This window comes from Mesorhizobium sp. B2-6-2 (genome assembly GCF_006440615.1).
In the GTDB taxonomy this organism is placed as follows: Bacteria; Pseudomonadota; Alphaproteobacteria; order Rhizobiales; family Rhizobiaceae; genus Mesorhizobium.
In genome coordinates, this window is record NZ_VFUG01000005.1 from 144213 (window position 1) to 169490 (window position 25278).

The following is a 25278-nucleotide window of genomic DNA, read 5'->3' on the forward strand; positions in this document are numbered from 1 at the left end:
GACTGCCCGTGAAGCGCTTTTTCGTCATCGCCGGATTCTTGCTGCTGCTTGCCCTGGTATGCGTCGGCATCGTTGGCTTCAACTTCATGCGCGATGCCGGCATCAAGCAGTATTTCGCCACCATGAAGCCGCCGGCCGCGACGGTCTCGACAGTGACGGTCAAGCCATCGGTATGGACCCCCGGCATCGAGGCCATCGGCACCGTCAACGCCATGCGCGGCGTCGATCTCACCCTCGAGACGAGCGGCATCGTCAGGGACATCCTTTTCCACGCCAACCAGAAGGTTGCCGCCGACGCGGTGTTGGTGCAGCTCGACGATGCCGTCGAAAAAGCCGATCTGGTGGCGCAGAAGGCGCAGGCCGCCTCGGACCAGGCGGCGCTGACCCGCGCGATCGAATTGCAGCGGCGCGGCGTCGGCACCGACGCAACGCTTGACGCCGCGCGTGCCGCGGCGGATGCCTCGGCCGCGCAAGTCAACAAGCTGCAGGCGGTGCTCGATCAGAAGCAATTGTCCGCGCCATTCGGCGGCACGGTCGGTATCCCGAAGATCGACATCGGCCAGTATCTGGCGCCAGGCAACGCGGTGGTGACGATCCAGGACCTGGACACGATGCGGGTCGACTTCACTATACCCGAACAGCAGCTGCCGCTGCTCAAGATCGGCCAGACCATCAAGCTCGGCACCAATCTCGCCGACATGTCCTTTGCCGGCTCCATTCGCGGCATCGACCCCAAGATCGATCCCGCCAGCCGGCTGGTCTCGATTCGCGGCGAGGTCGCCAATCCGGAAGGCAAGCTGACGCCTGGCCAGTTCGTCCAGATCCGTGTCGAGCTGCCGCAGGAAAACAATGTCATCTCCGTGCCGCAAACGGCGGTGACGACCAGCCTCTATGGCGACTATGTCTTCGTGGTCGAGCCGGCGAAGCCCGCTGCCGCTGCTGCGCCGGCGAAGCCGGATGAGCAGAAGGCCGGCGCCGACAAGGCGGCCGGCGATGCCGCCAAACCGCAGGCGGACGCCACCAAGCCAGCCGACAACGCCGCAAAGCCGACGGATGCGAAGCCGGCCGACAAAGCGGCCGGCGACGCCGCCAAGCCGGCCGAGGCCGCGCAGCAGCCTGCGCTCACCATCTCGCAGGTCTTCGTCAAGCTCGGCCGCCGCAACAACGGCATGGTCGAGATCGTCGAGGGCCTCAAGGACGGCGACCAGGTCGTCACGGCCGGCCAGAACCGGCTCTTCAACGGCATGTCGGTTGCCGTCGACAACACCATCGACCCCAGCAAATCGGCGAACAAACAGGTTCAGCAATGAGCTTTTCCGACCTTTTCATCCGCCGGCCCGTGCTGTCGACGGTGCTGGCCTGTCTGATCCTGCTGCTCGGTTTCCAGGGCATCTTCGGCCTGTCGATCCGTCAGTATCCCAAGGTTGACGAGACGGCGATCACCATCACCACGGCCTATCCCGGCGCCAGCGCCGACCTGATCCAGGGCTTCATATCGGCCCCGATCGCGCGCGCCGTCGCCTCGACCGAAAACATCGACTACGTCACCTCGTCCAGCCGTCCGTCCTCGAGCACGGTCACGGTGCAGATGAAGCTCGGCTCCAATCCGGACGTCGCGCTGGCAGAGGTGCTGTCCAAGGTCCAGGGCGTGCGCGGCACCTTGCCGGACGCCTCCAAGGATCCGGTCATCGTCAAAGGCACCGGCCAGCAGTTCGCGATGATGTACATCTCGATGCAGAACCCGAACATGACGAAGGAGCAGCTCACCGAATATATCGAGCGCGTCATCCGGCCTCGCATCTCGACCGTGGAAGGTGTCGCCGACGTCCAGATCTTCGGCGCCCAGGAATATTCCATGCGCGTCTGGATCGACCCGATCAGGCTTGCCGCCCGCGGCGCCACCGCCGTGGACGTGCTGACCGCGATCAACAACTCGAACTTCCTGTCGGCGCCCGGCAACACCCAGAACGAATATGTGGTCTCCTCGATCACCGTCCATTCGACCCTGCAGACGCCCGAGGCCTTCGCCCAGCTCCCGATACGCTCGACGGATGGCCAGGTGGTGCGCCTGCGCGATGTCGCGCATGTCGAGCTCGGCGCGAAAAACACCGACACCAGGGTGAGCTTCAACGGCAAGCCGGGAACCTTCCTGGCCATCTTCCCAACACCTGCGGCCAACCCGCTGACGACCGCCGCCGCGGTCACCCGGCTCGTGCCGCAGATCCAGGATACGCTGCCGAAAGGCATGACGATCGAGGTCGTCTACGACGCGACCGGCCAGATCAGCGCCTCGATCGAGGAAGTGTTCAAGACCATCGGCGAGGCGGTCGCCATCGTCATCGTGGTCATCCTCCTGTTCCTGGGCTCGTTCCGCTCGGTGATGATGCCGATCGTGACGATCCCGCTGTCGCTGATCGGCGTCTGCTTCATCCTGTTTGCGGTCGGTTATTCGATCAATCTTCTGTCGCTGCTGGCCATGGTGCTGGCGATCGGCCTTGTCGTCGACGACGCCATTGTGGTGGTTGAGAATATCCACCGCCACATGGAGGAAGACGGCATGTCGCCGATGCAGGCGGCCTTCAACGGCATGCGCGAGATCGCGACGGCCATCGTGGCGATGACCATCACTCTGGCCGCCGTGTTCGCTCCGCTTGCCTTCACCGGCGGCCTCACCGGCGCGCTGTTCCGCGAATTCGCGGTGACGCTGGCCGGCTCGGTGGTGCTGTCGGGCGTCATCGCCATGACCATCACGCCGATGATGTCCGCACGCCTGCTGAAGCCGGGCCAGAACGGCCGCTTCCAGCGGATCGTCGACGGCACCTTCAGCCGCGTCGAGCGCGTCTACGAACGGGCGGTCACCGCTTCGCTCAGGAACCGCCCGGTGACGCTGATCATCGTCGTCGCCCTCGTCGCGCTGACCGGCTTCATGTTCACCAAGACCTCGACAGAGCTGGCGCCGGAAGAAGATCAGGGCTTCCTGCTCTCGATCGTCACCGCGCCGCGCTATGCGACATCGGATTACACCGAGGCCTACGTCAACCAGATGCTTGGCCTGGTGAAGGACATTCCAGAGACCAGGGCGCAATTCTCCGCCGTTGCCTTCGGCGGCGCGACCAACGGCGCCTTCGTCGGCTTCGCCTTCAAGGACTGGGCAGAGCGCAAGCGCGGTTCGAAGGAGCTCCAGGCCGACATCCAGGGACGCCTCGCCAAGGTCGCCGGCGTCGAAGCCTTCGTCTTCGCGCCGCCGACGCTGCCCGGCTCCGGCGGCGGCCTGCCGATTTCCATGGTGGTGCGCTCCACCGGAGCTCCCTCGGAGGTCTTCGAGCAGGCGGAGAAGATCAAGAGCAAGGCGCAGGCCTCCGGCCGCTTCATCGTCGTGCAGAACTCGATGTCCTACGATGCGCCGCAGGTGACCGTCACGATCGACCGCGAGCGCGCGGCAGCATTGAACCTGCCGATCGCCGATATCGGCAACACGCTGACGCTGCTTGTGGGCGGCTCCGAAGTGGCGCAGTTCGACCGCGACTCCAACAGCTACGACATCATCCCGCAGGTGCCGCAGGAATTCCGCGACAATCCCGACAAGCTCGGCGAGTATTTCGTGCGCAGCGTCGACGGCAAGATGGTGCCGCTGTCGGCGGTCGTGAAGATCTCGACCAATGCCTCGCCGGCGGCCATCGAGCAGTTCAACCAGCTGAACTCCTCGACGATCTCGGCCTTGCCTCTGCCCGGCGTGACCACCGGCGACGGCCTGAAGGTGCTGGAGGATCTCGCTAAGGAGACCCTGCCCGACACCTTCTTCGTCGACTATTCCGGCCAGTCGCGGCAGGAGAAGGAACAGGGCAACACCATCCTGATCGCCTTCGCGGCGGCGGTGATCGTCATCTACTTGGTGCTGGCGGCCCAGTTCGAGAGCTTCCGTGATCCGCTTATCATCATGATGGCTGTGCCGCTGTCGATCTTCGGCGCGATCGTGCCGCTCAACATCGGCCTGGGGACGCTGAACATCTACACCCAGGTCGGCCTGATCACACTGATCGGCCTGATTACCAAGCACGGCATTCTGCTGGTGGAATTCGCCAACCAGCAGCGTGAAATCCATGGCATGCGGCGCCGCGACGCCATCATCGCTTCGGCCAAGGTGCGCCTGCGGCCGATCCTGATGACCACGGCGGCAATGGCGCTCGGCGTCGTGCCGCTGATCGTCTCCAGCGGCGCCGGTGCAGCCGCGCGCTATTCGATGGGGCTGGTCATCTTCACCGGCATCCTTGTCGGCACCATGTTCACGCTCTTCGTCGTGCCGATGTTCTACACCTTCATCGCCAGCAAGGACCTGCCGCATCTCGCCGAGAAGCCCGATCCGAATCTGATGCCGGCGCTGCCGAGCTGAGACGGCAACCGAAGCGAAAAAAACAAAAGAGGCCGGAAAATTCCGGCCTCTTTTGTTGGCGGCTGCCTCACAGCTTCGCGATCTTGGAAGGCGGCAACCTGCCTGCTACTCTTACCCAGCCGGTTACTTTGGCCAAGCCTTACTTGACAATGACGATGCTGGTGTTGCCGGGGCCGAACACCTCGACCAACTGATAGAAATCGGCCGCTGCATCGGGATGCAACCGCACGCAGCCATGCGAAGCGGGACGGCCGAGACGGCTGATGGCATAGGTGGCGTGGACGGCGTAGCCGCCGCTGAAAAACACCGAATGCGGCATCGGCGCGTTGTCGTATTTTTTCGAATACCACATCTCATGCAGGCGGGTCGGCTTGAACGAGCCGGTCGGCGTGATGTGCCTTTTGTCGCCGGTCGACACCTTCCAGGTGTAGGTCGGACGGCCATCGACCGTGACTTCCATGATCTGCTGCGACAGCGAAACCTTGGCGACGATCTGGTTGGCGTGGGCGGCGTTGCCGGCGCCGAAGAGCAGCGCCGCGCCAGTGAGCGCGGCGGCGGTGATGTTGATGAGCTTGGCGGAATTGGCGCAGTGCATGACGATCCCTCTGTTTTTTGCCGTTGTGTCCGGCTTCAATTTCGATGGGCTCTTATCGTGCTCGTCCGTTTCAGACCTATTTCGCTTGATGCTCGTTTCTGTTTCGAATTCGTTTCCACAAATTAACAACGGGACCAGTTGAACGATACCGCGGATCTCTTCGAGACGTGGCGGTCAGGCGTCGTACAATCGGCTTAAGCCAAAAACGAAAGTTCATTTCGTCCGCATATGAAAGACTTGGGCTCATTTTCGAAACCGACTTGCAACAAAGTGCGTCTCCGGCGGCATGATTTGGATACAGGCCGGCGTCAGATTTGACGCAACGGGAACAGACATCCGCAAACGAAAGTGGGCAGGAAATCGAAACTCCGCTCCTGGCTTCCCAGGATCAGCGTCGCGGCGATCGTGCTCGGCGGCGCCGGCTCGGTAGCAAGCCGGCGACGACGCTGGCGGCGATGACTTCCGGCGAGGTTTCGACGCTGCACATGGCTCTGTTCATCGCCACGGTCTGGATTTTGTGCAGCCTGCGCGTCCACCGGCTGAAGGCCTTCTGGCGGGTCGGCCTCCGGTTGATGAGGACGCGCGGCCCCTCCGGCTACTTGCTGCCGAGAGGACCGAAGGCCCGCGCCGCAGCGGGGGGCTCCGTCAGCGGCGCGGGCGCTTCGGGAGTTTCCTGAAGCACCGACGATTTCGAGATTGGGGATTTGAAGAGATGAAGACGAAATTTGCCGCCTCGGTGCTTTCCGCGCTGCTTTACGCGCAGGGTTTGCTGGGCTTTGCCGCTCTTGCGACTGTATTGCTAAAGGAGCGCGCCCAGGCCGGGATAACAGTCAGCGCGAACGTTCCAACTGGACCCTCGGTTATCGTCGTGCGCTGAACGCCAGGCGTTGTCGGACCCAGAATGACCACCGCTTTGGGGAATCCGATGCTCAAAAGCCTCGCTGATCAAAGCTTACTCGTTGCGTGGAACCGGCGGATCGAAACGATAGCCGGCGCCCCTGATGGTGGTGATGGTCTCGGTGTCGAGCTTGCGGCGCAGCCGCACGATGCGCGAATCGATCGAACGGTCGAATGCGTCGGCATTCTCGGCCGGCGCCGCGGCAATGATGTCGTCGCGCGTCAGCACCTTGCGCGGGCTGGCCAGGAACAGCTTGAGCAGCGCCACCTGGCCCGGGGAAAGCTGCTCCTCCGCGCCCGAGCGATGCATCACCATGGCCGACCGCAGGTCGACGGTGGCGTTTTCCAGCACGATCAGCTCGCCGCCGGCCCTGCCGCGTCTCATCAGCAGGCCGCCGATGCGCGCGGCAAGCTCGCGCACGTTGAGCGGGCTTTCGATGACGTCGGCGGCACCCAGCTCGAGCGCCAGCACCTTGTCGACGAGGTCGCGCGGCCGGCAGATCAGGATGAAGTCGGGACCGCCCTCGCCACCCCCGCCCTGGCTGCTGTAACGCCTGAGCAGTTCGCGGCCCTCGGCCTGGGTGACGTCGTCGCCGACGACCACGACATCGATGCCGCCGGCCGAAAGCAGCGTCTCCGCCTCCCAGGGCTGGCGCGCCTGGCGCACATCGTGCCCGCGCCGTTCGAGATGGTCGGCGAGATTTTTGGCCACCACCTCGGCGACGGACACAAGCGCAATGACGGATCGTGCGGCCATTTTCTTCACCCCGCCACAGGCAACTCGAGATGAGTGCTGGACATCATGTTTATACCCAATCTACTTTCCGCTGAAAGCGGGAGCGAGCGCGTCGTGAAGGCACGTATCATCGTCGTCGAGGACGAACCGGATCTGAGGGAGGCTGTGGCCGAATATCTCGGCGCCAGCGGCTATGACGTCGTGACGGCCGAGAATGCGGCCGCCGCGCGCGCGCTGTTCGAGGCGCAGTCCTTCCACCTCGCCATTCTCGACATCGCCATGCCTGGCGAGGACGGGCTGTCACTCGGCCGCTGGCTGCGCTCGAAAACGCAGATCGGCGTCATCTACGCCACGGCCGCCGGCACCGCGCTCGACCGCATCGTCGGGCTGGAGCTCGGCGCCGACGATTATATCGTCAAGCCGTACGAATTGCGCGAGGTGCTGGCGCGGGTGCGCAGTGTGCTGCGCCGCGTGCCGCAGCCGGCCGAGCTGCAGCCGGCGAAGGCCGAAACCAGCAATCGCCGCTTCGTGAATTTCGGCGGCTTTCAGGCCGATTTCGACGGCCGTCTGGTCATCGGCGCCAATGGCGCGGTCATCGAGATGGCCAAGAGCGAGTTCGACGTGCTCGAGGTTTTTCTTACCCGCGCCAACCGGCTTCTGACGCGAGCGGCGATTTCGGAAGCGATCGGCTTCGTCGAGGATCCGGAATCCTCGCGCGCGGTCGACATCCGCATCATGCGGTTGCGAAAGAAGATCGAGGCCGACCCCGCCAATCCGAAATTCCTGCGCACGGTGCGCGGCGAAGGCTATATCTTCTCGCTGCCGAGCGGCGACGCCAACTAGAGCATTCCGGGAATGGCGTGAAACGGCTAGGCTCGGCGCCTTGGCCGTAGCCTTCCGTCCGGAATTGCGTCAAAACAAAGCGGTAGAGCGGTTCGCCGTTTCCGTGGAACGAAGGGACGCTCTGAACGACCGACGTCCGGGCCTTGGATGACCATGACTGCTGATGCAGCACGCACCGATACGAATGGCTCGCGTCCGGGCGGCGCCGCCATGGCGGCTGTCCATGTCGTGCGCCGCCTGCGCGAGGCAGGCGACTGGCAGCGCGAGATGGACGACATACTGGGGACGATGTGCCGCAAGATGGATTGCCAGCGCGGCATTCTCTTCCGCCTGCGTGAATTGCCGGGCGAAGGCTTCGCCCAGTCCGTCGCCGCTTATTGGATCGACCCTGATTTCGGCGGCGAGCTGGCCTCGCCTACGGTGATCATGCAGTCGATCATCAACTCGGACTCGCTGCTGGAGCAGTTGCAGGAAGACGAGCGGCAAGGCAAGATTTTCTCCGGCCACACGCGCGACCTCGACGGCTTCCTGCGAGCCGATTTCGAGAAGCAGAACATCAAGTCGTTCCTGTCCGTCTCCGTGTTCGCGCATGGCCACCTTTGGGGCACGCTGGCCATCAATGACTGCATCGCCGAGCGCGAATGGACGGATGAGGAAGAAGCGACGCTGCACATCATCGCTTTGGCGATCGGCGACGCCATCGAGCGCTCGCCATCGGAGGCGCATGCCAGTGAAGTGATCCGCCGCACCATGCTGCAGGCCTCACTGGACGCCATAATCGTCATCGACGAGACGGGTTCGATCATCGAATTCAATCCGGCCGCCGAGAAGATGTTCGGCTTCCAGCGCAGCGCAATCCTGGGCAAGGACCTGCTCGATACCATCGTTCCGCTATACTACCGCAAAGGCTATGCCTCCGGCGCCGAATACATGGCCGGCCGCGGCGCGCCGATGGTCGGCCAGCGGCTGGAGACTGTCACGCAGAACGCTGCCGGCGAGATTTTCCCGATCGAGCTGACGGCGACCGAGATGCGCGTTGCCGACCGCCGCCTGATCTTCGGCTCGATCCGCGACCTGCGCGAAAAACTGCAGGCCGAGGAAGAGATCAACCGCCAGCGCGAGAAGCTGCACCAGAACGAGAAGATGGCGGCGATGGGCTCGCTGCTTGCCGGCGTCTCGCATGAGCTCAACAACCCGCTGGCGGTGGTTGTGGCGCAGTCGACGCTGCTGCACGAATTCGCCGGTGATCCGCAGACCAAGGTCCGCGCCGAGAAGGTGCGCGCCGCCGCCGAGCGTTGCGGCCGCATCGTCAAGAGCTTCCTGTCGATGGTGCGCCTGCACCCGACCGAGCAGGCCGAGACCGATCTCAACCAGGTGGTGCGCTCGGCGCTCGAAGTCACCGCCTATGGCGCGCGCTCCAGCGGCATCATCATCGACACCGATTTCGCCGGCGGGCCGCTGCTTGCAATGGCCGACGCCGACCACGTCACGCAGGTCGCGGCGAACTTTCTCATCAACAGCCAGCATGCGCTTGCCGGCATCGCCGGCGAGCGGCGCATCAAGGTGCGGACGTTCCGCAACGAGCACGGCAATCCGGGCTTCTCCGTCGAGGACAACGGCCCGGGTATCCCCGCGGCGATCCGCTCGCGCATCTTCGAATCCTATTTCACCACGAAGCCGGTCGGCGTCGGCACCGGCATCGGCCTGTCGATCTCGAAATCGATCGTCGAGCGTCACAAAGGCAACATCTGGTTCGAGGAGGTCGAGCCGCAAGGTGCGCGCTTCGTCGTGCAGTTGCCGGCGATCGCGGGCGGCAGCGCCGCGCCCGGCGAAGGTCCGGCGCGTTCGAGCGGGCTGCGCCATGCACTGGTGATCGACGACGAGCCGGACGTCGCCGGCTCGTTGTCCGACATACTCGAACTGATGGGCGTGAAGTCGCGCGTCGTGGCAAGCTGGACATCGGCGGCTGACGTGTTGAACGGTTATATGCCGCCGGACATCGTCTTTTCCGATCTGCGCATGCCGGGCATCAGCGGCATTGCGATCTACCGCGAACTGCTTTCTCAGCGGCCCGCGCTGGCGCAGCGCTTCGTGCTGGTCACCGGCGATCTGATCGGCGCCAAGGCGGAAATCGAAGCGCTGCCGCCGCAGCAGCGCCCGCACATCCTGGAAAAGCCATTCTCGACGCTCGACGTCCGCGGCATCCTCTCGACCATTGCCGACGAAGCCGCCGCCGACAACAGCGCCCACATCTGAGCAGGTTAGCCTGGGACCACCAGGTAGGCGGAATGTAAACCTAAACTCGCCGTCGCCGGCTTCGTCGAGATTCAGGTCAGGCTGAGTCGAAAATGGTGACTTCCGAGAACCGGAACGGAACGTACTTTAAGTACGTGAGTACCGGAAGCACAGGAAGTCGCCATTTGCAGACCAGCCTCACCTGAATATCGACGGAGCCGAAAAAAGAGGCTCCCAACCGATTTCCACGGCGGGAGCCTGACTGGAGCGCAGGAGGGCGCGCTCAGGGGAGGTCTTAAAAAACGTTCGGCGTGTTGGTGAGCGGCGCGGCGTTGGCGATCATGCGCACAGCGCGCTCCCTGTGCTGGCCGGACTGTTCGGCGATGGCGCGCAGGCACTCAAGGCTCTCGGCGCCCCAGTTCTGACCCTTGCAGGCAAAGTCGATCGTGGATTCCGGCAGACGGGCGGTCTTGAGCGTGGTCTGCGCGCCCTCGACGACATTGGCCGGCGGATTGATCGAGGCGAAAGCCGGCCCTGAGGCAGGCGCGGCCAACATAGCAACAAAGGCGCAGGCGCCGATCAGCATGAACATCGCCATCGGATGGTCGCTGGCACGCTGCCGCAGCGCAAGCTTCGGCCGGCGGTCATTGCGTTCCGGGGCGGCCAGGCGGCGATTGGCATCGGCGGCGCGAACTTTCGCAAACATCGGTTGTTCCCTTCGTTGTCTTTCTTTTTGCTATGAAACGAACATAATCGCACCAGGTAACTGCCGGATGGTCGGCGATGATTGCCTGTGTAACAGGATTGAAACAAACCCCGGACGCGCCTGCGTTCCCATTCCGAGGCAACCATTCGTGCGGCCGTCGAAATGGTCAGCGCAGATATGCGCCTGCCGCGCCGGCCCGACTGTAAACAGCCTCACACAGCAACGCCTGAATCGAGCGCTCCGCCGCTGTCTACGTACGCCCGTGACCGTCGAAACAGGCCTTCTCCGAGACGGGTATCCGCCTTCTGAATTGCCGTTCCGCTTCCTCGATTAAGACCCGGATTTTCCGGGATTTTTCCAACTCGGGCGGGGCCGGATTTGCCGCCATGGAATTTTCACATTTCCACAAGCCATTGCATTTCAATGCAAAATATGCTTATATTGAATGAGCATTCAACAAAAAGCAGAGCATATCCATGAACCCGCACCTCCGTGACGTGGCGATCCCCAACGATTGGGACCGGCGGGGCTTGCCAGGGTGGAGCTACCATTCCAACGCCCTTCTCGAGCTCGAGAAGGAGTACGTCTTCCGCAACCACTGGCAGATCGCCGGCCATGTCTCCGACGTGCCGAATCCGGGCGACTATCTGACCATGGATGTCACCGGCGAACGCGCCCTGATCGTGCGCGGCAAGGACGGCGTCGTGCGCGCCTTCAACAACATGTGCCGCCATCGAGGCAGCCGCGTCGTCGCCGACAGCCAGGGCACCTGCAAGAACGCCCTGGTGTGCCCGTTCCATGGCTGGGTCTATAATCTCGACGGCACGCTGCGCGGTGCTGCCCGTCCGCGCTCCTTTCCCGAGCTCGACAAGACCGAGTTCGGCCTGATGCCGCTCGACCTCGAAATCTGGACGGGCTTCATTTTCATCCGCTTCCGCAAGGGCGGCCCGCAGCCTTTGGTGGCCGAGCTGCTGAAGCCGATCGAGGCCGAGATGGCGCATTACAATGTCGCCGACATGGTCCCGTCCTGGGGCATCTGGACCCAGAAATCGCCGGTCAACTGGAAGTCGGTGCGCGACGTCGACAATGAAGGCTACCACGTCGCCATGGCCCATCCGGCGCTGCAGGACCTCTATGGCGCGACCTATTTCGACGAGCCCTTCATCAACGGCGTGTCGCGGTCCTTCGCCAGCTACAACCCGCATGCCGGGGGGCGCTGGAGCGTTCGCGAGTACATCAAGCTCGGGCCTGAGGCCAGGCATCTGCCGGAACATCTGCGCAAGGCGTGGATCTATTACGGCATCTTCCCCAACAACGCGCTGTCGATCATGCCGGAATCCGTCCAGTTCTATCAGGAGTTCCCGCTGTCGACCGGCGAGACGCTGCTGCGCGGCGCCATCTACCGCTACAAGGACGAGACGCGCCAACAGGCGGCGGCCCGCTACCTCGCCTATCGCATCGACCGCGACACGATGAGCGAGGACGTGCAGCTCTCGGTGTGGTCGAACGAATCCATGCTGTCGGAAGCCTTCGAGGGCTTTTACCTCTCAGACCTCGAATACGGAGTGCGCACCCACCACGACCACCTGCGCAGGCAGATCCCGGTTCTGAACCTGGAGACGGCGCCCGAGGAAAAGGACATGTGGGGATTGAACGACGCGCTGCGGTCGAGGGGGTAGCGCCCTTTTCTTCTCCCCGTGAAACGGGGAGAAGGAAGAGCTAATCATCCCCGCCAGACCCCTTCCTTCCTTAAATCATCCATGGTGCGTGAAATGCCTTCGCGCAGGATCGCCACCATGTCGTCGACCTGCTCGCGGCTGATGATCAGCGGCGGCGACATCACGCACATGTTGATCAGCGGCCGCACCAGAAGCCCGAGCTCGTGGCAATGCGCATCGATGCGTTTGCCCACATTCTTGTCGAGCTGCAGCGGATCCCTGCTGTCGCGGTCGGCGACGCATTCGACGCAAGCCATCAGCCCGACGCCGCGCACCTCGCCGACCAGCGGCAGCTCTTCCAGCGTCTTCAGTCGCGCCTGGAAATAGGGCGCTATTTCGCGCGTGTGGGCTAGCACGCCCTCTTCCAGCAGATCGAGATTCTTCAGCGCGACCGCGCAGCCGATCGGATGGCTGGTGTAGGTGAGCCCATGGCCGAACAGCGCATCCGGATGGTTGGAGCGGCGCAACTCTTCGAGCAGGCGCTCGGAGATGATGACGCCGCCGAGCGGGAAATAGCCCGACGTGACGCCCTTGGCGAAGGTGATCATATCCGGGTCGATGCCGAACACGTCGCCGCAGGCAAAGACATGGCCGAGCCGTCCGAAGCCGGTCACCACCTCGTCCGAGACATAGAGGATGTCGTTCTCGCGGCAGATCTCGCGGATACGCTTGAGATATCCGTCCGGCGGCACGATGACGCCTCCGGAAGCCTGCACTGGTTCGCCGACAAAGGCGCCGATGCGCTCCGCGCCGACGCGCGCGACGGTGTCGCGGAACTGGTCGACCAGGAAATCGGTGAAGACGGCAACGCCCATGTCTTTCGGGCGCCGGAACGGATCCGGCGAGGACAATTTGATCACCAGATGGTCGGCGCCGTCCATCCAGTCGCGGTCACGCGGCCGGCCGTTGAGCGAGGCCGACAGATAGGTCGAGCCGTGATAGGCGCCGCCACGGCTGAGGATCAGCTTCTTCTCCGGCCGTCCGCGCACATTGTTGTAGAACTGCATGAAGCGCAGCGCCGTCTCCACCGCCGAAGAGCCGCCGGTGGTGAAGAAGGTGTGGCTGAGGTCGCCAGGTGCCGCATCGGCGATGCGCCGGGCAAGCTCGGCCGAGGGCGCGTTCATCGTATACCAGGGCGTGTTGTAGGAGAGCGCCATCGCCTGGTCGTACATGACCTTGGCCAGCTCCTCGCGGCGATGGCCGAGATTGATGCACCACATGCCGGCCGGGCCGTCGATGAGGCGCTTGCCGGAAGCGTCGGTGATGTAGATGCCGTCGCCCTCGCCGATCAGCGCGCGCGCCTCGTTGCCGACCGAGCCGGCATAGGGCCAGGGCTGCAAGAGATGGCGCCTGGCGAGCTCGACCGCGTCATCATCGGCGGCATCGATGAGTTCGCTTGCCTTGATCTTGCTTTGAGCCGCCATTTTCGCCTCGCATCGCCAGGGTTGTCAGATTTTCGTCGGGATATCAACGATATGGAAAACCATGGAAATTCGGCTTTTCATCACTTCATTTTGAATATCCGTTCAATCAATATCGCAGAAATAGCGCTTGATTTCAATCGGCGGATGCGCTCATGATGAAAGAAAGCCGGCAAGCCAGGGAGCGATCGCGCTCCAAGCATAATTCGGGAACAGGCAGCCGGCGCCACGAATGGGAAGGCGCATGGCGGGACAGTCCGAGCCAGCTACCGAAATCACGCCCGGAGCGTTGCAATGACGGTTGCCGCGGAAGGGTCGCCCCCGTTGCGCATGGCGGGATTGAGACGAAGTCCCCTTCTGCAATCGGAAGCCGTCCAGGGCTTTGCCCTGATCAGTCCCACCTTCGTCTATGCCCTCATTCTCCTCGTCCTGCCGATCCTGGTCGTCATCGCCCATTCCTTCTGGACCCAGAACTACCTCACCATCGACCACACGTTCACGCTGGAGAATTACCGGATCGCGCTAACCGAGCCGATCTACCGCGACCTGCTCTGGCGCTCGCTCTACATCTCGCTGACCGTCAGCCTGCTCACCGTGGCTCTGGCCTATCCGGTCGCTTATTTTATTTCCTTCCATGGCGGCCGCCACAAGAGCCTGTGGCTGTTCCTCATCACCATCCCGTTCTGGACCAGCTACCTGCTGCGCGTGATGTCGTGGAAGGTGATCCTCGGCTATAACGGCGTGCTCAACTCCGGCCTTATAGGCCTCGGCGTCATCGACGAGCCGTCGACGGCGCTGCTCTACAATTCCACCGCCGTCATCATCACGCTGACCCATGCCTGGGCGACCTTCGCGATCCTGCCGATCTTCGTGTCGCTGGAGAAAGTCGACCGCACCCTGGTCGAAGCGGCGACCGACCTCGGCGACGGGCCGCTGCGCTCCTTCCTGCGCGTCACCCTGCCGCTGTCGGCGCCCGGCGTCATCTCGGCGGCGCTGATCGTCATGATCCCGACCGTCGGCGACTATGTCACGCCGAAGCTCGTCGGCGGCAAGGACGGCGTCATGATCGCCAACGCAATCCAGGCGCAGTTCGGCAAGGCGTCGAACTGGCCGCTGGGCGCGGCGCTCTCCGTCACCACCATGATCATCGTCTCGTTGATGGCCGGCGCCACTGTGCTGGTCTTCCGCGCCCTGCAGAGGCTGGCACGATGACGGCGATCAGACGTTACCTGCCCAGCTGGCTGTCGAGCTACGCCGTGCTCTATCTGCTGTTTCTTTACCTGCCGGTGATCTTCCTGCCGATCTTCTCGATCAACACCGCGGCAACGCCGAAATTCCCGCTCTCGGGCGTGACGCTGCACTGGTATGAAGACCTGCCGCGCACGCCGGCGCTGATCGACGCTACCTGGAACAGCCTCATAGTCGGCGTCTCCGCCTCGATCCTGTCGACGGTGCTCGGCATCCTCGCGGCCCGCTCGATCACCCGCTACCGTTACCCGGGCCGCCGCGCCATCAACGGCCTGATCATGGCGCCGCTGGTGCTGCCGGAGGTGATCGTCGCCATCTCGATGCTGCTGGTCATGCTGCAGCTGGGCTTGAACCTGTCGCTGTTCACCGTGGTGCTTGGCCATGTGCTGGTCTGCATTCCCTATTCGATGACCGTGCTGACCTCCGGTTTCGAGGGTTTCGATCGCAGCCTGGAAGAAGCTTCCGCCGATCTAGGCGAGAGCGCGTTCGGCACTTTCCGGCGCGTGACGTTGCCGATGGTCGCGCCGGCGATCATCTCCAGCCTGCTCGTCTGCTTCACCATCTCGCTCGACGAATTCATCATTGCCTTCTTCCTCACCGGCACCGAGGCGACGCTGCCGATCTACATCTGGGGCCAGTTGCGGTTTGCGGCCAAGCTTCCCGGCGTGCTGGCGCTCGGCACCTTGCTGCTCTTCGCGTCCTTCCTGTTGATGACGATTGCCGAAATCCTGCGCCGCCGCGCGGCGAGACGCACCCAGAACGACGGAGGCCTCTATGCTTGAGCGGGTCCAGTCCGAGCGCACCCAAACCGATCGCACCATGATCGAGATCCGCGACGTTACCCGCAGCTACGGATCGTTCAAGGCGCTGGACAATGCCTCGCTGGCAATCAGGGAGGGCGAGTTCTTCTCGCTGCTCGGGCCTTCCGGCTGCGGCAAAACTACGCTGTTGCGCATGATCGCCGGCTTCGACACGCCGACCAGCGGCTCGATCGTCGTCGACGGCCAGCCGATGGACGGCATTCCCGCCAACCGCCGGCCGACTAACATGGTCTTCCAGAGCTACGCGATCTTCCCGCATCTTAATGTCGAGCAGAATGTCGCCTACGGCCTAAAGCGGCTGAAGCTCGGCGCCGGCGAGGAGAAGCGCCGCGTCGAGGAAGCGTTGGCACAGGTATCGCTGACCGGCCTCGGCAAGCGCCGTGCCACCGAGCTTTCCGGTGGCCAGCGCCAGCGCGTGGCTTTAGCCCGCGCGCTGGTCATGCGGCCCAAGGTGCTGCTGCTTGATGAGCCGCTTTCGGCGCTGGACAAGAAGCTGCGCGAGCAGATGCAGGTCGAACTGCGCCGTCTGCAGCAGGCGGTCGGCATCACCTTCGTGCTGGTGACGCACGACCAGTACGAGGCCCTGGCGATGTCGGACCGCATCGCCGTGATGTTCGGCGGCAAGATCGCGCAGGTCGCTTCGCCGAAGGAAATCTACCAGCGCCCGGTCAACCGCCAGGTCGCCGACTTCCTCGGCGGCATGAATTTCGTCAAGGCCGAGATCGTCGAGGAAAACGGCGCTTCGCTGGTGCTCGACACGCTGGGCTTCGGCCGCGTCAGGACCGACAAGCCAAGGGCTTTCGTGCGCAATGGCGGCGCGGCAACGCTTGGCATCCGGCCCGAGCGGCTGCGTGTTTTGTGGGATGACGCGACGGCGAAGTTCGAGGTCTCAGGCAAGGTCGTCGAGCGTCACTATTTCGGCGAGATCACGCATCTGATCGTCGAGATTCCCGGACTGGAAAAGCCGCTTTCGGTGACCGAGACCAATGATTTCGGCGCCGACGACATTCCGGTCGGCGCGCCGATCCGTCTCGCCTACGACCCCGAGGCGCTGGTGGCGATGGCGGACTGAATCTTGCCGGCAGCGATGCGCCCGGCCACGATCGCGCCTTCGACATAGCCCGGGAAAGACGGCGACAGTTCCGAACATGCGAAATGGACCGGCGGCGCGCCGGCAAGGATCACGCGCTCGGCGTGCCGCGCGGTAACGTCGACGATGAGGTCACTATAGGCGCCGCCGCTCCAGCGGTCATGCGTCCAGTCGCGCACGCTGAAATCGACGACGTCGGCGGCCCGCGGACCGAGCGCCTGGACAAGCCTCGCGATGATTTCCGCACGCAACGTCGTCTCGCCGAGCGGGTGCCAGCGCAGCGCCAGCGGCCCGCCGACGAAGACGGCAAGCGCGGCATGGTCGGCATCCGTGCTGGCGTCGCAGGCAAACAGCCCCGGCTGGTCGCGCCACATGACCATGCCGCTCAAGGTGCGCTCGCGCCAAAAAGGCCTTGCGTAACGCACCAGGATCTTGATCACCGCGCCGCTTTCCCAGACGCCGAGCGCGCTCGCCAGCTCACTCGGCAAAGACGGCGCGAAATCGAGCTTCGCGGCCGTCGCCGGCGGTAAGGCGACCAGCGCCGCGCCCGCCTCGACAACGCCGCCGGTCGAGACGACGCGAATGCCCTGCCGCCCGCGCTCGATCCGCGTCGCGGCTTCGCCCAGCCGCAGGCGGTCGCCGAGATCTGCTGCCAGATCATCGGCCAGCGACTGCATCGTCTCGCGCAGGAAATACTGCAGCTCGAACACTTCGTTGGTGATGCGGCGATCATTGTCGATCAAGTACCACAACGGCACTTTGTCCAGCGGCAGGCACCACAGGCCCTCGATCATCGAACGGAAAGCTGCCTTGGCATCGGCCGTGTCCGCCTGGCGCTCGAGCCATGTCGCCACGGTCAACCCGGCGATCGACGGATCGTCCGGCTCGATCCCGTTCATGCGCTCGCGGATTGCCCTCGCGACATGATAGGTCCGCACCGCCCCCGCCGGCGTCATCGACGGATAGCTGATGAATTCGCCCTCGACATAGGTCTCGACGAAGGTCTTGCCGTAGGCCCTCGCCAGCGCCATCACTTCGGGCATGTCCACGCACAAGAACTGGCCGCCGCTGTCGACCAGTTCGCCGAGCCCATTGCGGACGGCCTCTACCCTACCGCCGACGTGGTCGCGCGCCTCGAGCACAAGGAAATCGATGCCGGCGCGCTTCAATTCGAGCGCGGCGGACAGACCGGTGAAGCCGGCGCCGACGATGACGATGTCGGTCCTTTCGATGACGCTGCTCAATAGCCGGCCTTGATCTTCTCGAACTCGGCCACCATGCGCTGCTTGAGGTCCGGCGCCACCGGCTGCTGGAACAGCGTCCTGTCGAGGAACTTGTCGAGGTTGTCGAAGCCGCGTTCGGTGAGCAGCTTCTGGTCCATCGCCGCCATGCCCGCGCTGTTGCCGTGACCGTAGCCGAAGGTCTTCACCATATACTCCGAAACGTCCGGCGCGTTGACGGCGCTCAGAAAATCATAGGCCTGGTCGAGCTTGCCCGGCGCCTCCTTGAGCAGGACATAGCCGCACACCCAGGTCGAGATGCCTTCCTTGGTGTCGCGGTTCATGGCGATCGGCAGGCCCTGACCTTTCAATGTCACATAGGTCTCGTTCCAGCCCCAGACCAGATCGACTTCGTTGCCAGTGAAGGCCTGGTTGAGGTCGGTGTCGTCCGTCCAGTAGAAGCGGACATTCTTGTGCACGTCGCGCAGAAAGGCGGAAGCCTGTCTGAACTGCTCGTCGGTCATCTTGGTCCAGTCCTTGAGCCCGATGACCAGGCTCGCCAGCGCATAGGCGTCATCGACATTGTCGCCGATGGTGACGCGGCCCTTGAATTTCGGATCGGCGAAGATCTTCAGCGACTGCGCCTCGTCCGCCGTCACCTTGTCGGTGCGATAGAGCAGTGAGGTGTTGCCCCAGTCGAAAGGCATGAACCAGGCCTTGCCGTCGGCGGTGGTGGCGAGATCCTTCATCGCCATGATGCCCGGATTGAGATCCTTCCAGCCGGCGATCTTCGAAATGTCGAGCGGCTGCAGCAGACCGGCCTCGCGCCATTTCACCACGCTTTGCGAGCAGGGATGCGCGATATCGGCCTTGAAGCCGGCGCGCATCTTTTCGAAGGCCTCGTCCTCGTCGCCGAAAAAGGAGAAGGTCGGCTCGGCGCCGAGTTTGGCGGTATAGGCCGGATGCAGCAGCGGGTCCTCGTAACCGGACCAGTCGAAGACCACGAGGTCGCCGCCGCCTTCGGCAAGCGCATAGGCGGAGCCCGCGCCGATGGTGACGATAGCGGCCAAGGCGAGGCGGCGAAGCACGGATGTCATGGCGCGAGAACTCCCCCATCGCGAATGTATGGGGGAGGTTAAGAGAATTCCCCGGCTTTGGCGAGCCCGCCTGGTCGGGCTCCAGCCGCCTGCGCTACGCCGTTTCAATCAAGAGCGACGGGTCGTTTCCGCAGCACTCAATAGCCGGCTTTGATCTTCTCGAATTCGGCGATCATCTTGAGCTTGAGCTCCGAAGGCAGCGGCTGCTGGAACAGCGTCTTGTTCACCCATTTTTCCACGTCGTCATAGCCTTTTTCCTTCAGGACCGCAGGATCGACGCCGGCCATGCCCTTGGCATTGGCCTGGCCGTAGCCCCAGTCCTTGACCAGCACCTTGGCGACTTCGGGATCGTTGACGGCATTGAGGTAGTCATAGGCCTTGTCGATGTTGCCGGGCGCGTCCTTGAACAGCACGTAGCCGCAGACCCAGGTCGAGATGCCTTCGTCGGTGTCCTTCTTGGACTTGATCGGCACTCCGGCCTTGACAGACTGCACGGTCGCATCGTTCCAGGCCCAGGCGAGGTCGACCTCGCCGCCGCTGAGCAGCTGCACGATGTCGGTGGTGTCGGTCCAGTAGGAGCGCACATTCTTGTGAACCTGGCGCAGGAAGTCGGACGCTTGGCGGAACTGGTCGTCCGTCATCTTGGTCCAGTCCTTGAGCCCGATGGCGAGGCTGGCCAGCGCGTAGGCGTCGTCGACATTGTCGCCGATCGAAACCCTGCCCTTGTATTTCGGATCGGCGAACGCCTTCAGCGACTGCACGTCCTTTTCGGCGATCTTGTCGGAATTGTAGGTGAGTTGGGTATTGCCCCAGTCCCACGGCATGAACCAGGCCTTGCCGTCGGACGTCGTGGCAAGGTCCTTCATCGCCATGATGCCGGGGTTGAGATCCTTCCAGCCTGCGATCTTGGACGTGTCGAGCGGCTGCAGCAGTCCCGCCTCGCGCCACTTCACCACGCTCTGCGAGCATGGGTGGCCGAGATCGGACTTGAAGCCGGAGCGGATCTTTTCGAACGCCTCGTCCTCGTCGCCGAAGAAGGCGAAGGTCGGCGAATCGCCGTTCTTCTCGACATACTTGCCGTGGAAGCTCGTATCCTCATAGCCGGACCAGTCGAAGACGATCAGGTCCTTGTCGGCGGCGACCGCGAACGCCGCCGCCGAAGCGGCGAGCGCGCTCCCAAGCGCCAGGGTCAATGTCAGGCGTCGGCTGAGTTTCTTCATGCTGTTCCATCCTCTTTTGGTTTGCCGGTCTTGTTGGCCGGCTGTTGCTGTCCCCGGTTTTTGCTAGCCCCATCTTTTGCTTAGCCAAAGTGTTTCGGGAAGGCGGCGGCCAAGAACGCATTCGCCGCCTGCAATGCGGTCTCTCGCGTGGTGTCCTCGGTCCCCATCATCAGCCGCAGCCACAAGCCCTCGAGCATGGCGCTGAGCGCGAGCGCGATGACCTGCGGGTCATAGGTGTAGTTACCGCTCTGTTTGAGCGTCGCGCAGAGATCGATGAAGACCTGCTGGTAATAGGCGTCGCGCGAGCTGCTCAGCGCCTGGTAGGTCGGCCGCGACTTGGCCTCGCCCCAGAAGGCAAGCCACGCGGCAAGCTTGCGCTTGTTGCAGATCGAGCGGTCGAAATCGGCCCATACCAGATGCTGCAGCTGTCTCGCCGGATCGTCGCCCGCCTTCTGCAGGGAAGTGCGCCAATGCGCCGAATATTCGTCATACATGTGCTGCAGCGTGGCGATCAGCAGCTTTTCCTTGCTCTCGAAATGGAAGTTGACGATGCCGCGCGACAGGCCGGCGCCGTCGGCTACGTCGGCCATCGTCGTTTCGGCATAGCCGCGCTTGGCCAGGGAATCGATCGTCGCCTCGATCAGCTGCAGCCGCCGGACCTCTTTCGAGGCCTTGCGGCCGCGCTTTTCGGCGTCGCCTTTCCGTGCCGTTTCGGGGAGAGCATCGCTCGCCTCTGCAGTCTTCATGGGTGTGACGGTCTCCAGCATCGCCGGCTATCCGACCGGCTTCCAACCGCGCAGATGAGTGGGGCGGTGCTCGCCACTGTCAAGCACCTTCTGCATCGCCTCCCAGGTCTTGATGTTCTTGTCGACATAGGCCGCGCCGACCGCTGCCGCGGCCTGCGCGTAGAGCGGCCCCTTGAGCCGCGAAAGCTCTTCGCGCGCGACCTCGCGGTACCACGGATTGCGGTCGCGGATGGTGATCTCGGTAAAGCCGGCGCGCCGCATCGCCTCGGCATAGCGCGCCGGCGAGGCCATGGCGAAGGAGAGCCCTTCGGCCGCGATATAGGCCTTCATCCGAGGCGACGGCTCGCCGTCATGCGAAATCATCCAGTTCGACGCCGCAAACACCCCGCCGGGCTTCAGCACGCGAAAGATCTCGGCGAACAGCGCGTCCTTGCCCGGCACATGCAAAAGCGCGTCCTTGGAGAAGACGACGTCGAAGGAGGCGTCCGTGAAAGGCAGCGGCCCCGGCGGCGCCTGGACGAAGCCGACACGGTCCTCTAGGCCCTGCCTGATCGCCCCTCGCCTCGCCGTCTCGATCACCGGCTTCTCGACATCGAGGCCGGTGGCCCGAGCCGCGCCGTGCGTTGCCACCAGATGCAGCGTGATGCCGCCGGCGCCGCAGCCGATATCGAGGATCGTCTTGCCCTTGAGGGAGAGGCCTTCGACCACGCGGTCGGCCTCCTCCGGGCCACCCGGCGACAAGTAACCCTCGCCCCACAGCGCTTCGAGAAAGCGGATGGCGGTGTCGTCATATTCCGGCTCGGCGCCGCCCGTCTCGATCATCGGATCCTCAACCTCAAATGCCGATGTGGATCAATCCAGAGATGCTGGCAAAGCCTAGCGCATCAATGGGAAAACGCAACATCATTTGTTGAACATTCATTCAATATGGCTGGACAAAAAACTGTGATCCGTGCCAAATTCGGGCAATCGGGAACAAGACGCACCGAGCAATTCCAGGAAAAGCGTGACGCGGTTTTCCGTCCGGAATTGCGGAGAAACAAGCAGATAGGGCAACCGGCTGGAGGTTCGGCGCGCATGAAGGCATGGGACGCGATCGTCATCGGCGGCGGCCATAACGGGCTGGTCACCGCCTGCTATCTGCAGCGCGCCGGGCTGGACGTGCTGGTGGTCGAGAAGAACGATTGGGTCGGCGGCGCCGCCACCAGCCGCGAGCTGACGCCGGGCTTCCTCTATTCCAACTGTTCCTATGTCTGCTCGCTGTTCCGGCCCGAGATCATGCGCGACCTGGAGCTGCCGCGCTTCGGCCTGCAGGTGATCTCCTATGAAGGCGGCGCGGTGTTCACGCGCGACGGCGACTACCTCGCCAACTACCGCGATCATGACGCGCATCGCCGCGAGTTCGCCCGCTTTTCGAAGCGCGACGCAGAGGCCTATGACCGCTATTCGCGCGACGTCACGAGGCAGTGCCGCTTCATCCAGCCGCTCTTGATGCGCACCGCGCCCGACCCGACGAGCTTCAGGCCGCGCGACCTTGGCGAGCTGCTTTATCTCGGCAAGAAATTCGCCGGCCTCTCGGCCGAGGAGATGGCGTTGACCTTGCGCTTCTGGACGATGTCGATCTCGGACTTCCTCGACGAATATTTCGAGACCGACGTCATCAAGGCGAACTTCGCGCTGTCCGGCATCATCGGCACGGCGCTCGGCCCGATGTCGCCGGGCACGGCCTATGTGCTCCTCCACCACTATATGGGCGAGGTCGACGGCTCGGTCGGCGCCTGGGGCTATGCGCGCGGCGGCATGGGTGCCGTCACCAAGGCCCTGGCCGCTTCCTTCAAGGCCTCGGGCGGCACCATCCGCACCGGCGCCGAGGTTGACCACGTGCTGGTGAAGAACGGCAGGGCAAAGGGCGTCGTGCTTGCCGGCGGCGAGGAGATTTACGGCAAGCTCGTGATCTCCAATGCCGACGTCAAGCGCACCTTCCTGAAGCTGGTCGAGGAAAAGGAGCTGCCCGACATCTTCCTGCGCCGCGTCCGCAATTTCAAGATCCGCGGCTCCTCCGGCAAGGTCAACATCGCGCTCGATTCCCTGCCCGAATTCCCGGCTTTGCCGAAGGATTCGCCGGTCTACCGCGCCGACATGCATTTCACCGATTCCATCGAGCGCATGGAGCGCGCCTATGACGACTGGAAGGCCGGGCACTGGTCGGCCGACCCCTTCCTCGACATGATGATCCCGACGACGCTCGACCCGACCATGGCGCCGCCGGGCAAACATTTCATGAGCTGCTTCGTCCAATACGCGCCGCCCAAGATCGACGGCCGCGACTGGACCGATGCCGACCGCGACGGCTTCGCCGAAAGCGTGATTGCGCAGATCGCGCAATATTCGCCCGGCTTCCGCGACCGCATCGTCCATATGGAGGTACGCACGCCGCGCGAGATCGAGGCCGAGGTCGGCCTCACCGAAGGCAACATTTTTCAGGGCGAGCTCACCTTCGACCAGCTGCTCTTCAACCGCCCGGTGCCGGGCTACGCGCAATACCGCTCGCCGCTCAGTGGGCTCTATATGTGCGGCTCTTCCACCCATCCGGGCGGCGGCGTCATGGGCGCGCCCGGACGCAATGCCGCCGCCGAGATCCTGCGCGATCTTGCCAAGCCAACCCTGCATATGAGCCCTGCCCATGACGTCATCTGATTTGAGCTGGGACGCCATCGTCATCGGCGGCGGCCATAATGGCCTCGTCGCCGCCGCAACGCTGGCCAAATCCGGCCGCAAGGTGGTGCTGCTCGAGGCCGGCAACGAGCTCGGCGGCGCCGCGCGCACCGAGGAATTTGCGCCGGGCTTCCGCGTCTCCGCGGTCGCACACCTGTTGAACCGCCTGCATCCCGATGTGGTGAAGACGCTGGAGCTGGAACGCCACGGACTGACGGTAGAGCGCGGCGACTTCGTGCCGTCGGTGGCGCTGTCGAAGGACGGCCCGCTGGTGCTGCACGGCGCCTATGGCGAGGTGCTGACGGGCGCCAGCCCTTCGGAACAGTCTGCCTGGAAAGATTTGCGCGCGCAATTGCTGCGCTATGCCGGCGTGCTGAAACCGTTCCTGTCGCGCCGGCCGCCTGATCTTGGCGGCATGTCGCTCGCCGATGTGACCGGGCTCGGCCAGACCGCGCTGGCGCTAAAGAGGCTCGGCAAGGAAGACATGCGCGACTTCCTGCGCGTGCTTCTGATGAATGTCTACGACCTGCTCGACGAGCAGCTCTCGGACGACCGTCTGAAGGGCCTGCTTGCTTTCGATGCGACGCTCGGCTCACATCTTGGGCCGCGCTCGCCGACTTCGCTGCTCGGCCTCTATTATAGGCTGGCCGGCGAGATAGGCGGCCTTGCCGGCGCGCAGATCCAGCCGAAAGGCGGCATGGGCGCTGTCGTCGCCGCCATCCGCGCGGCGGCGGATAAGGCGGGCGTTTCGATCCGCCCGGCTTCGCCGGTCGCCAAGGTGATCGTCGAGAAGGGCCGCGCCGTCGGTGTCGTCACGCAGGGCGGCGAAACGCTGCAGGCCAAGAGCGTGGTTTCCGCCATCAACCCGGCGACCACTATCCTTGACCTCGTCGGCCCGCGCGAGGTCGATACCGGCTTCGTGCGCAAGGTGAAGAACATCCGCATGAAGGGCGATGCGGCGAAGCTCCATCTGGCGCTCGACCGGCCGCCGCAATTTTTGGGCGTCGACGCCGCCGGCCACAAGGGCCGCCTCGTCGTCGCGCCTTCGCCCGACCATGTCGAGCGCGCCTTCAATCCGTCGAAATATGGCGAGTTCTCGCCCGAGCCGGTGATGGAGGTCACGCTGCCCAGCCTGGCCGACCCATCGCTCGCCCCATCCGGCGCCTGCGTGCTTTCGGCCGTGGTGCAATACGCGCCCTATGCGTTGAGAGAGGGCTGGGCCGCCGGCAAGCCGCGCTTCCTCAAGGCGATCATGGCGCAGCTCGAGACCTATGCGCCCGGCATCGGCGCCGCGGTCCGCCATGCCGAGCTTTTGACGCCCGCCGACATCGAGGCGCGCTACCGCATGCCTGGCGGTCATTGGCATCATGGCGAGTTGCAGGCCGACCAGATGCTGATGTCGCGGCCGGTCTCCGGCTGGTCGGGCTACGACACGCCGCTCGAAGGGCTTTTCCTCGCCGGCGCCGGCTCGCATCCGGGCGGCGGCATTTCCGGCGCGCCCGGCCTCAACGCCGCGCGCCGCATCATCGCGAGGAGGGGGTGAATATGTTTTTGCAAATCGCTGAAGTCGCGCTCCATGG

General features: G+C 63.9%; 21 protein-coding genes. 11 read left to right on the top strand and 10 right to left on the bottom strand.

Annotated features, from left to right (window positions below; all coding sequences use genetic code 11):
• Positions 1-8 precede the first annotated feature (8 nt).
• Positions 9-1310, top strand: coding sequence for an efflux RND transporter periplasmic adaptor subunit (locus FJ419_RS13195; RefSeq protein WP_246679196.1), 1302 nt, complete (start codon positions 9-11; stop codon positions 1308-1310).
• Positions 1307-4390 carry an efflux RND transporter permease subunit gene (locus FJ419_RS13200; RefSeq protein ID WP_140692879.1) on the top strand — a complete coding sequence of 1028 codons (3084 nt, stop codon included), beginning with the start codon at positions 1307-1309 and terminating at the stop codon, positions 4388-4390. Before FJ419_RS13195 ends, FJ419_RS13200 begins: the two co-directional genes overlap by 4 nt.
• Positions 4391-4529: 139 nt before the next feature.
• Here the strand turns inward: FJ419_RS13200 and FJ419_RS13205 are convergent, their stop codons facing one another.
• Both FJ419_RS13205 and FJ419_RS30760 read right to left on the bottom strand, forming a co-directional pair.
• A complete protein-coding gene (locus tag FJ419_RS13205) occupies positions 4530-4985 on the bottom strand; it encodes a L,D-transpeptidase (RefSeq protein ID WP_140692885.1) in 456 nt (151 codons plus the stop codon).
• Positions 4986-5293: 308 nt separating this feature from the next.
• A complete protein-coding gene (locus FJ419_RS30760; RefSeq protein WP_181170688.1) occupies positions 5294-5521 on the bottom strand; it encodes a hypothetical protein in 228 nt (75 codons plus the stop codon).
• 176 nt (positions 5522-5697) lie between these two features.
• Between FJ419_RS30760 and FJ419_RS30765 the strand changes: the two genes are divergently transcribed.
• A complete protein-coding gene (locus FJ419_RS30765; protein ID WP_181164944.1) occupies positions 5698-5862 on the top strand; it encodes a hypothetical protein in 165 nt (54 codons plus the stop codon).
• A 75-nt stretch (positions 5863-5937) separates the two neighbouring features.
• Here the strand turns inward: FJ419_RS30765 and FJ419_RS13215 are convergent, their stop codons facing one another.
• Positions 5938-6639 carry a response regulator transcription factor gene (locus tag FJ419_RS13215; protein ID WP_140692892.1) on the bottom strand — a complete coding sequence of 234 codons (702 nt, stop codon included), beginning with the start codon at positions 6637-6639 and terminating at the stop codon, positions 5938-5940.
• Positions 6640-6732: 93 nt separating this feature from the next.
• Between FJ419_RS13215 and FJ419_RS13220 the strand changes: the two genes are divergently transcribed.
• Together FJ419_RS13220 and FJ419_RS13225 are read left to right on the top strand one after the other, a co-directional pair.
• Entirely contained in the window at positions 6733-7461 is a 729-nt protein-coding gene (locus FJ419_RS13220) for a response regulator transcription factor (protein ID WP_246679197.1), read from the top strand.
• 153 nt (positions 7462-7614) lie between these two features.
• A complete protein-coding gene (locus tag FJ419_RS13225) occupies positions 7615-9717 on the top strand; it encodes a sensor histidine kinase (protein WP_181170691.1) in 2103 nt (700 codons plus the stop codon).
• Between the two features lie 274 nt (positions 9718-9991).
• Here the strand turns inward: FJ419_RS13225 and FJ419_RS13230 are convergent, their stop codons facing one another.
• Positions 9992-10402, bottom strand: coding sequence for a hypothetical protein (locus tag FJ419_RS13230; protein WP_140544281.1), 411 nt, complete (start codon positions 10400-10402; stop codon positions 9992-9994).
• A gap of 476 nt (positions 10403-10878) precedes the next feature.
• Between FJ419_RS13230 and FJ419_RS13235 the strand changes: the two genes are divergently transcribed.
• A complete protein-coding gene (locus tag FJ419_RS13235) occupies positions 10879-12081 on the top strand; it encodes an aromatic ring-hydroxylating dioxygenase subunit alpha (protein WP_140692899.1) in 1203 nt (400 codons plus the stop codon).
• Positions 12082-12125: 44 nt separating this feature from the next.
• Here FJ419_RS13235 and FJ419_RS13240 read toward each other — a convergent pair whose 3' ends face one another.
• Positions 12126-13544, bottom strand: coding sequence for an aminotransferase (locus FJ419_RS13240; protein ID WP_140692903.1), 1419 nt, complete (start codon positions 13542-13544; stop codon positions 12126-12128).
• 291 nt (positions 13545-13835) lie between these two features.
• Between FJ419_RS13240 and FJ419_RS13245 the strand changes: the two genes are divergently transcribed.
• Genes FJ419_RS13245 through FJ419_RS13255 form a run of 3 tightly spaced genes read left to right on the top strand, consistent with a single transcriptional unit; the run spans position 13836 to position 16682 of the window.
• A complete protein-coding gene (locus tag FJ419_RS13245) occupies positions 13836-14753 on the top strand; it encodes an ABC transporter permease (protein WP_140692906.1) in 918 nt (305 codons plus the stop codon).
• Positions 14750-15571, top strand: coding sequence for an ABC transporter permease (locus FJ419_RS13250; RefSeq protein ID WP_140692909.1), 822 nt, complete (start codon positions 14750-14752; stop codon positions 15569-15571). Before FJ419_RS13245 ends, FJ419_RS13250 begins: the two co-directional genes overlap by 4 nt.
• A gap of 37 nt (positions 15572-15608) precedes the next feature.
• Positions 15609-16682, top strand: a complete 1074-nt coding sequence (locus tag FJ419_RS13255; RefSeq protein ID WP_140693651.1) for an ABC transporter ATP-binding protein — start codon at positions 15609-15611, stop codon at positions 16680-16682.
• On the opposite strand, the gene FJ419_RS13260 is transcribed toward FJ419_RS13255, so the two are convergent.
• The 5 genes from FJ419_RS13260 to FJ419_RS13280 all read right to left on the bottom strand — a co-directional run bounded on the left by FJ419_RS13260 (position 16646) and on the right by FJ419_RS13280 (position 21805).
• Complete coding sequence (locus tag FJ419_RS13260; RefSeq protein ID WP_140692912.1) at positions 16646-17944, bottom strand: flavin monoamine oxidase family protein; 1299 nt, start codon at positions 17942-17944, stop codon at positions 16646-16648. The genes FJ419_RS13255 and FJ419_RS13260 overlap by 37 nt on opposite strands.
• The gene (locus tag FJ419_RS13265; RefSeq protein WP_140692915.1) at positions 17941-19017 is read right to left on the bottom strand and encodes an extracellular solute-binding protein; all 1077 of its coding nucleotides are present in this window, start codon (positions 19015-19017) and stop codon (positions 17941-17943) included. Before FJ419_RS13265 ends, FJ419_RS13260 begins: the two co-directional genes overlap by 4 nt.
• A 137-nt stretch (positions 19018-19154) precedes the next feature.
• Positions 19155-20237, bottom strand: coding sequence for an ABC transporter substrate-binding protein (locus FJ419_RS13270; protein ID WP_140692918.1), 1083 nt, complete (start codon positions 20235-20237; stop codon positions 19155-19157).
• Positions 20238-20317: 80 nt separating this feature from the next.
• A complete protein-coding gene (gene betI / locus FJ419_RS13275) occupies positions 20318-21004 on the bottom strand; it encodes a transcriptional regulator BetI (RefSeq protein WP_140692921.1) in 687 nt (228 codons plus the stop codon).
• Positions 21005-21010: 6 nt separating this feature from the next.
• Positions 21011-21805 (bottom strand): methyltransferase domain-containing protein, encoded by a 795-nt coding sequence (locus FJ419_RS13280; protein WP_140692924.1) that lies wholly within the window; start codon positions 21803-21805, stop codon positions 21011-21013.
• Positions 21806-22060: 255 nt separating this feature from the next.
• Here FJ419_RS13280 and FJ419_RS13285 point away from each other — a divergent pair, with 255 nt between their 5' ends.
• The gene (locus tag FJ419_RS13285) at positions 22061-23680 is read left to right on the top strand and encodes an NAD(P)/FAD-dependent oxidoreductase (RefSeq protein ID WP_140692927.1); all 1620 of its coding nucleotides are present in this window, start codon (positions 22061-22063) and stop codon (positions 23678-23680) included.
• Entirely contained in the window at positions 23667-25241 is a 1575-nt protein-coding gene (locus FJ419_RS13290) for an NAD(P)/FAD-dependent oxidoreductase (RefSeq protein ID WP_140692941.1), read from the top strand. The genes FJ419_RS13285 and FJ419_RS13290 overlap by 14 nt, the downstream gene beginning before the upstream one ends.
• Positions 25242-25278 lie beyond the last annotated feature (37 nt).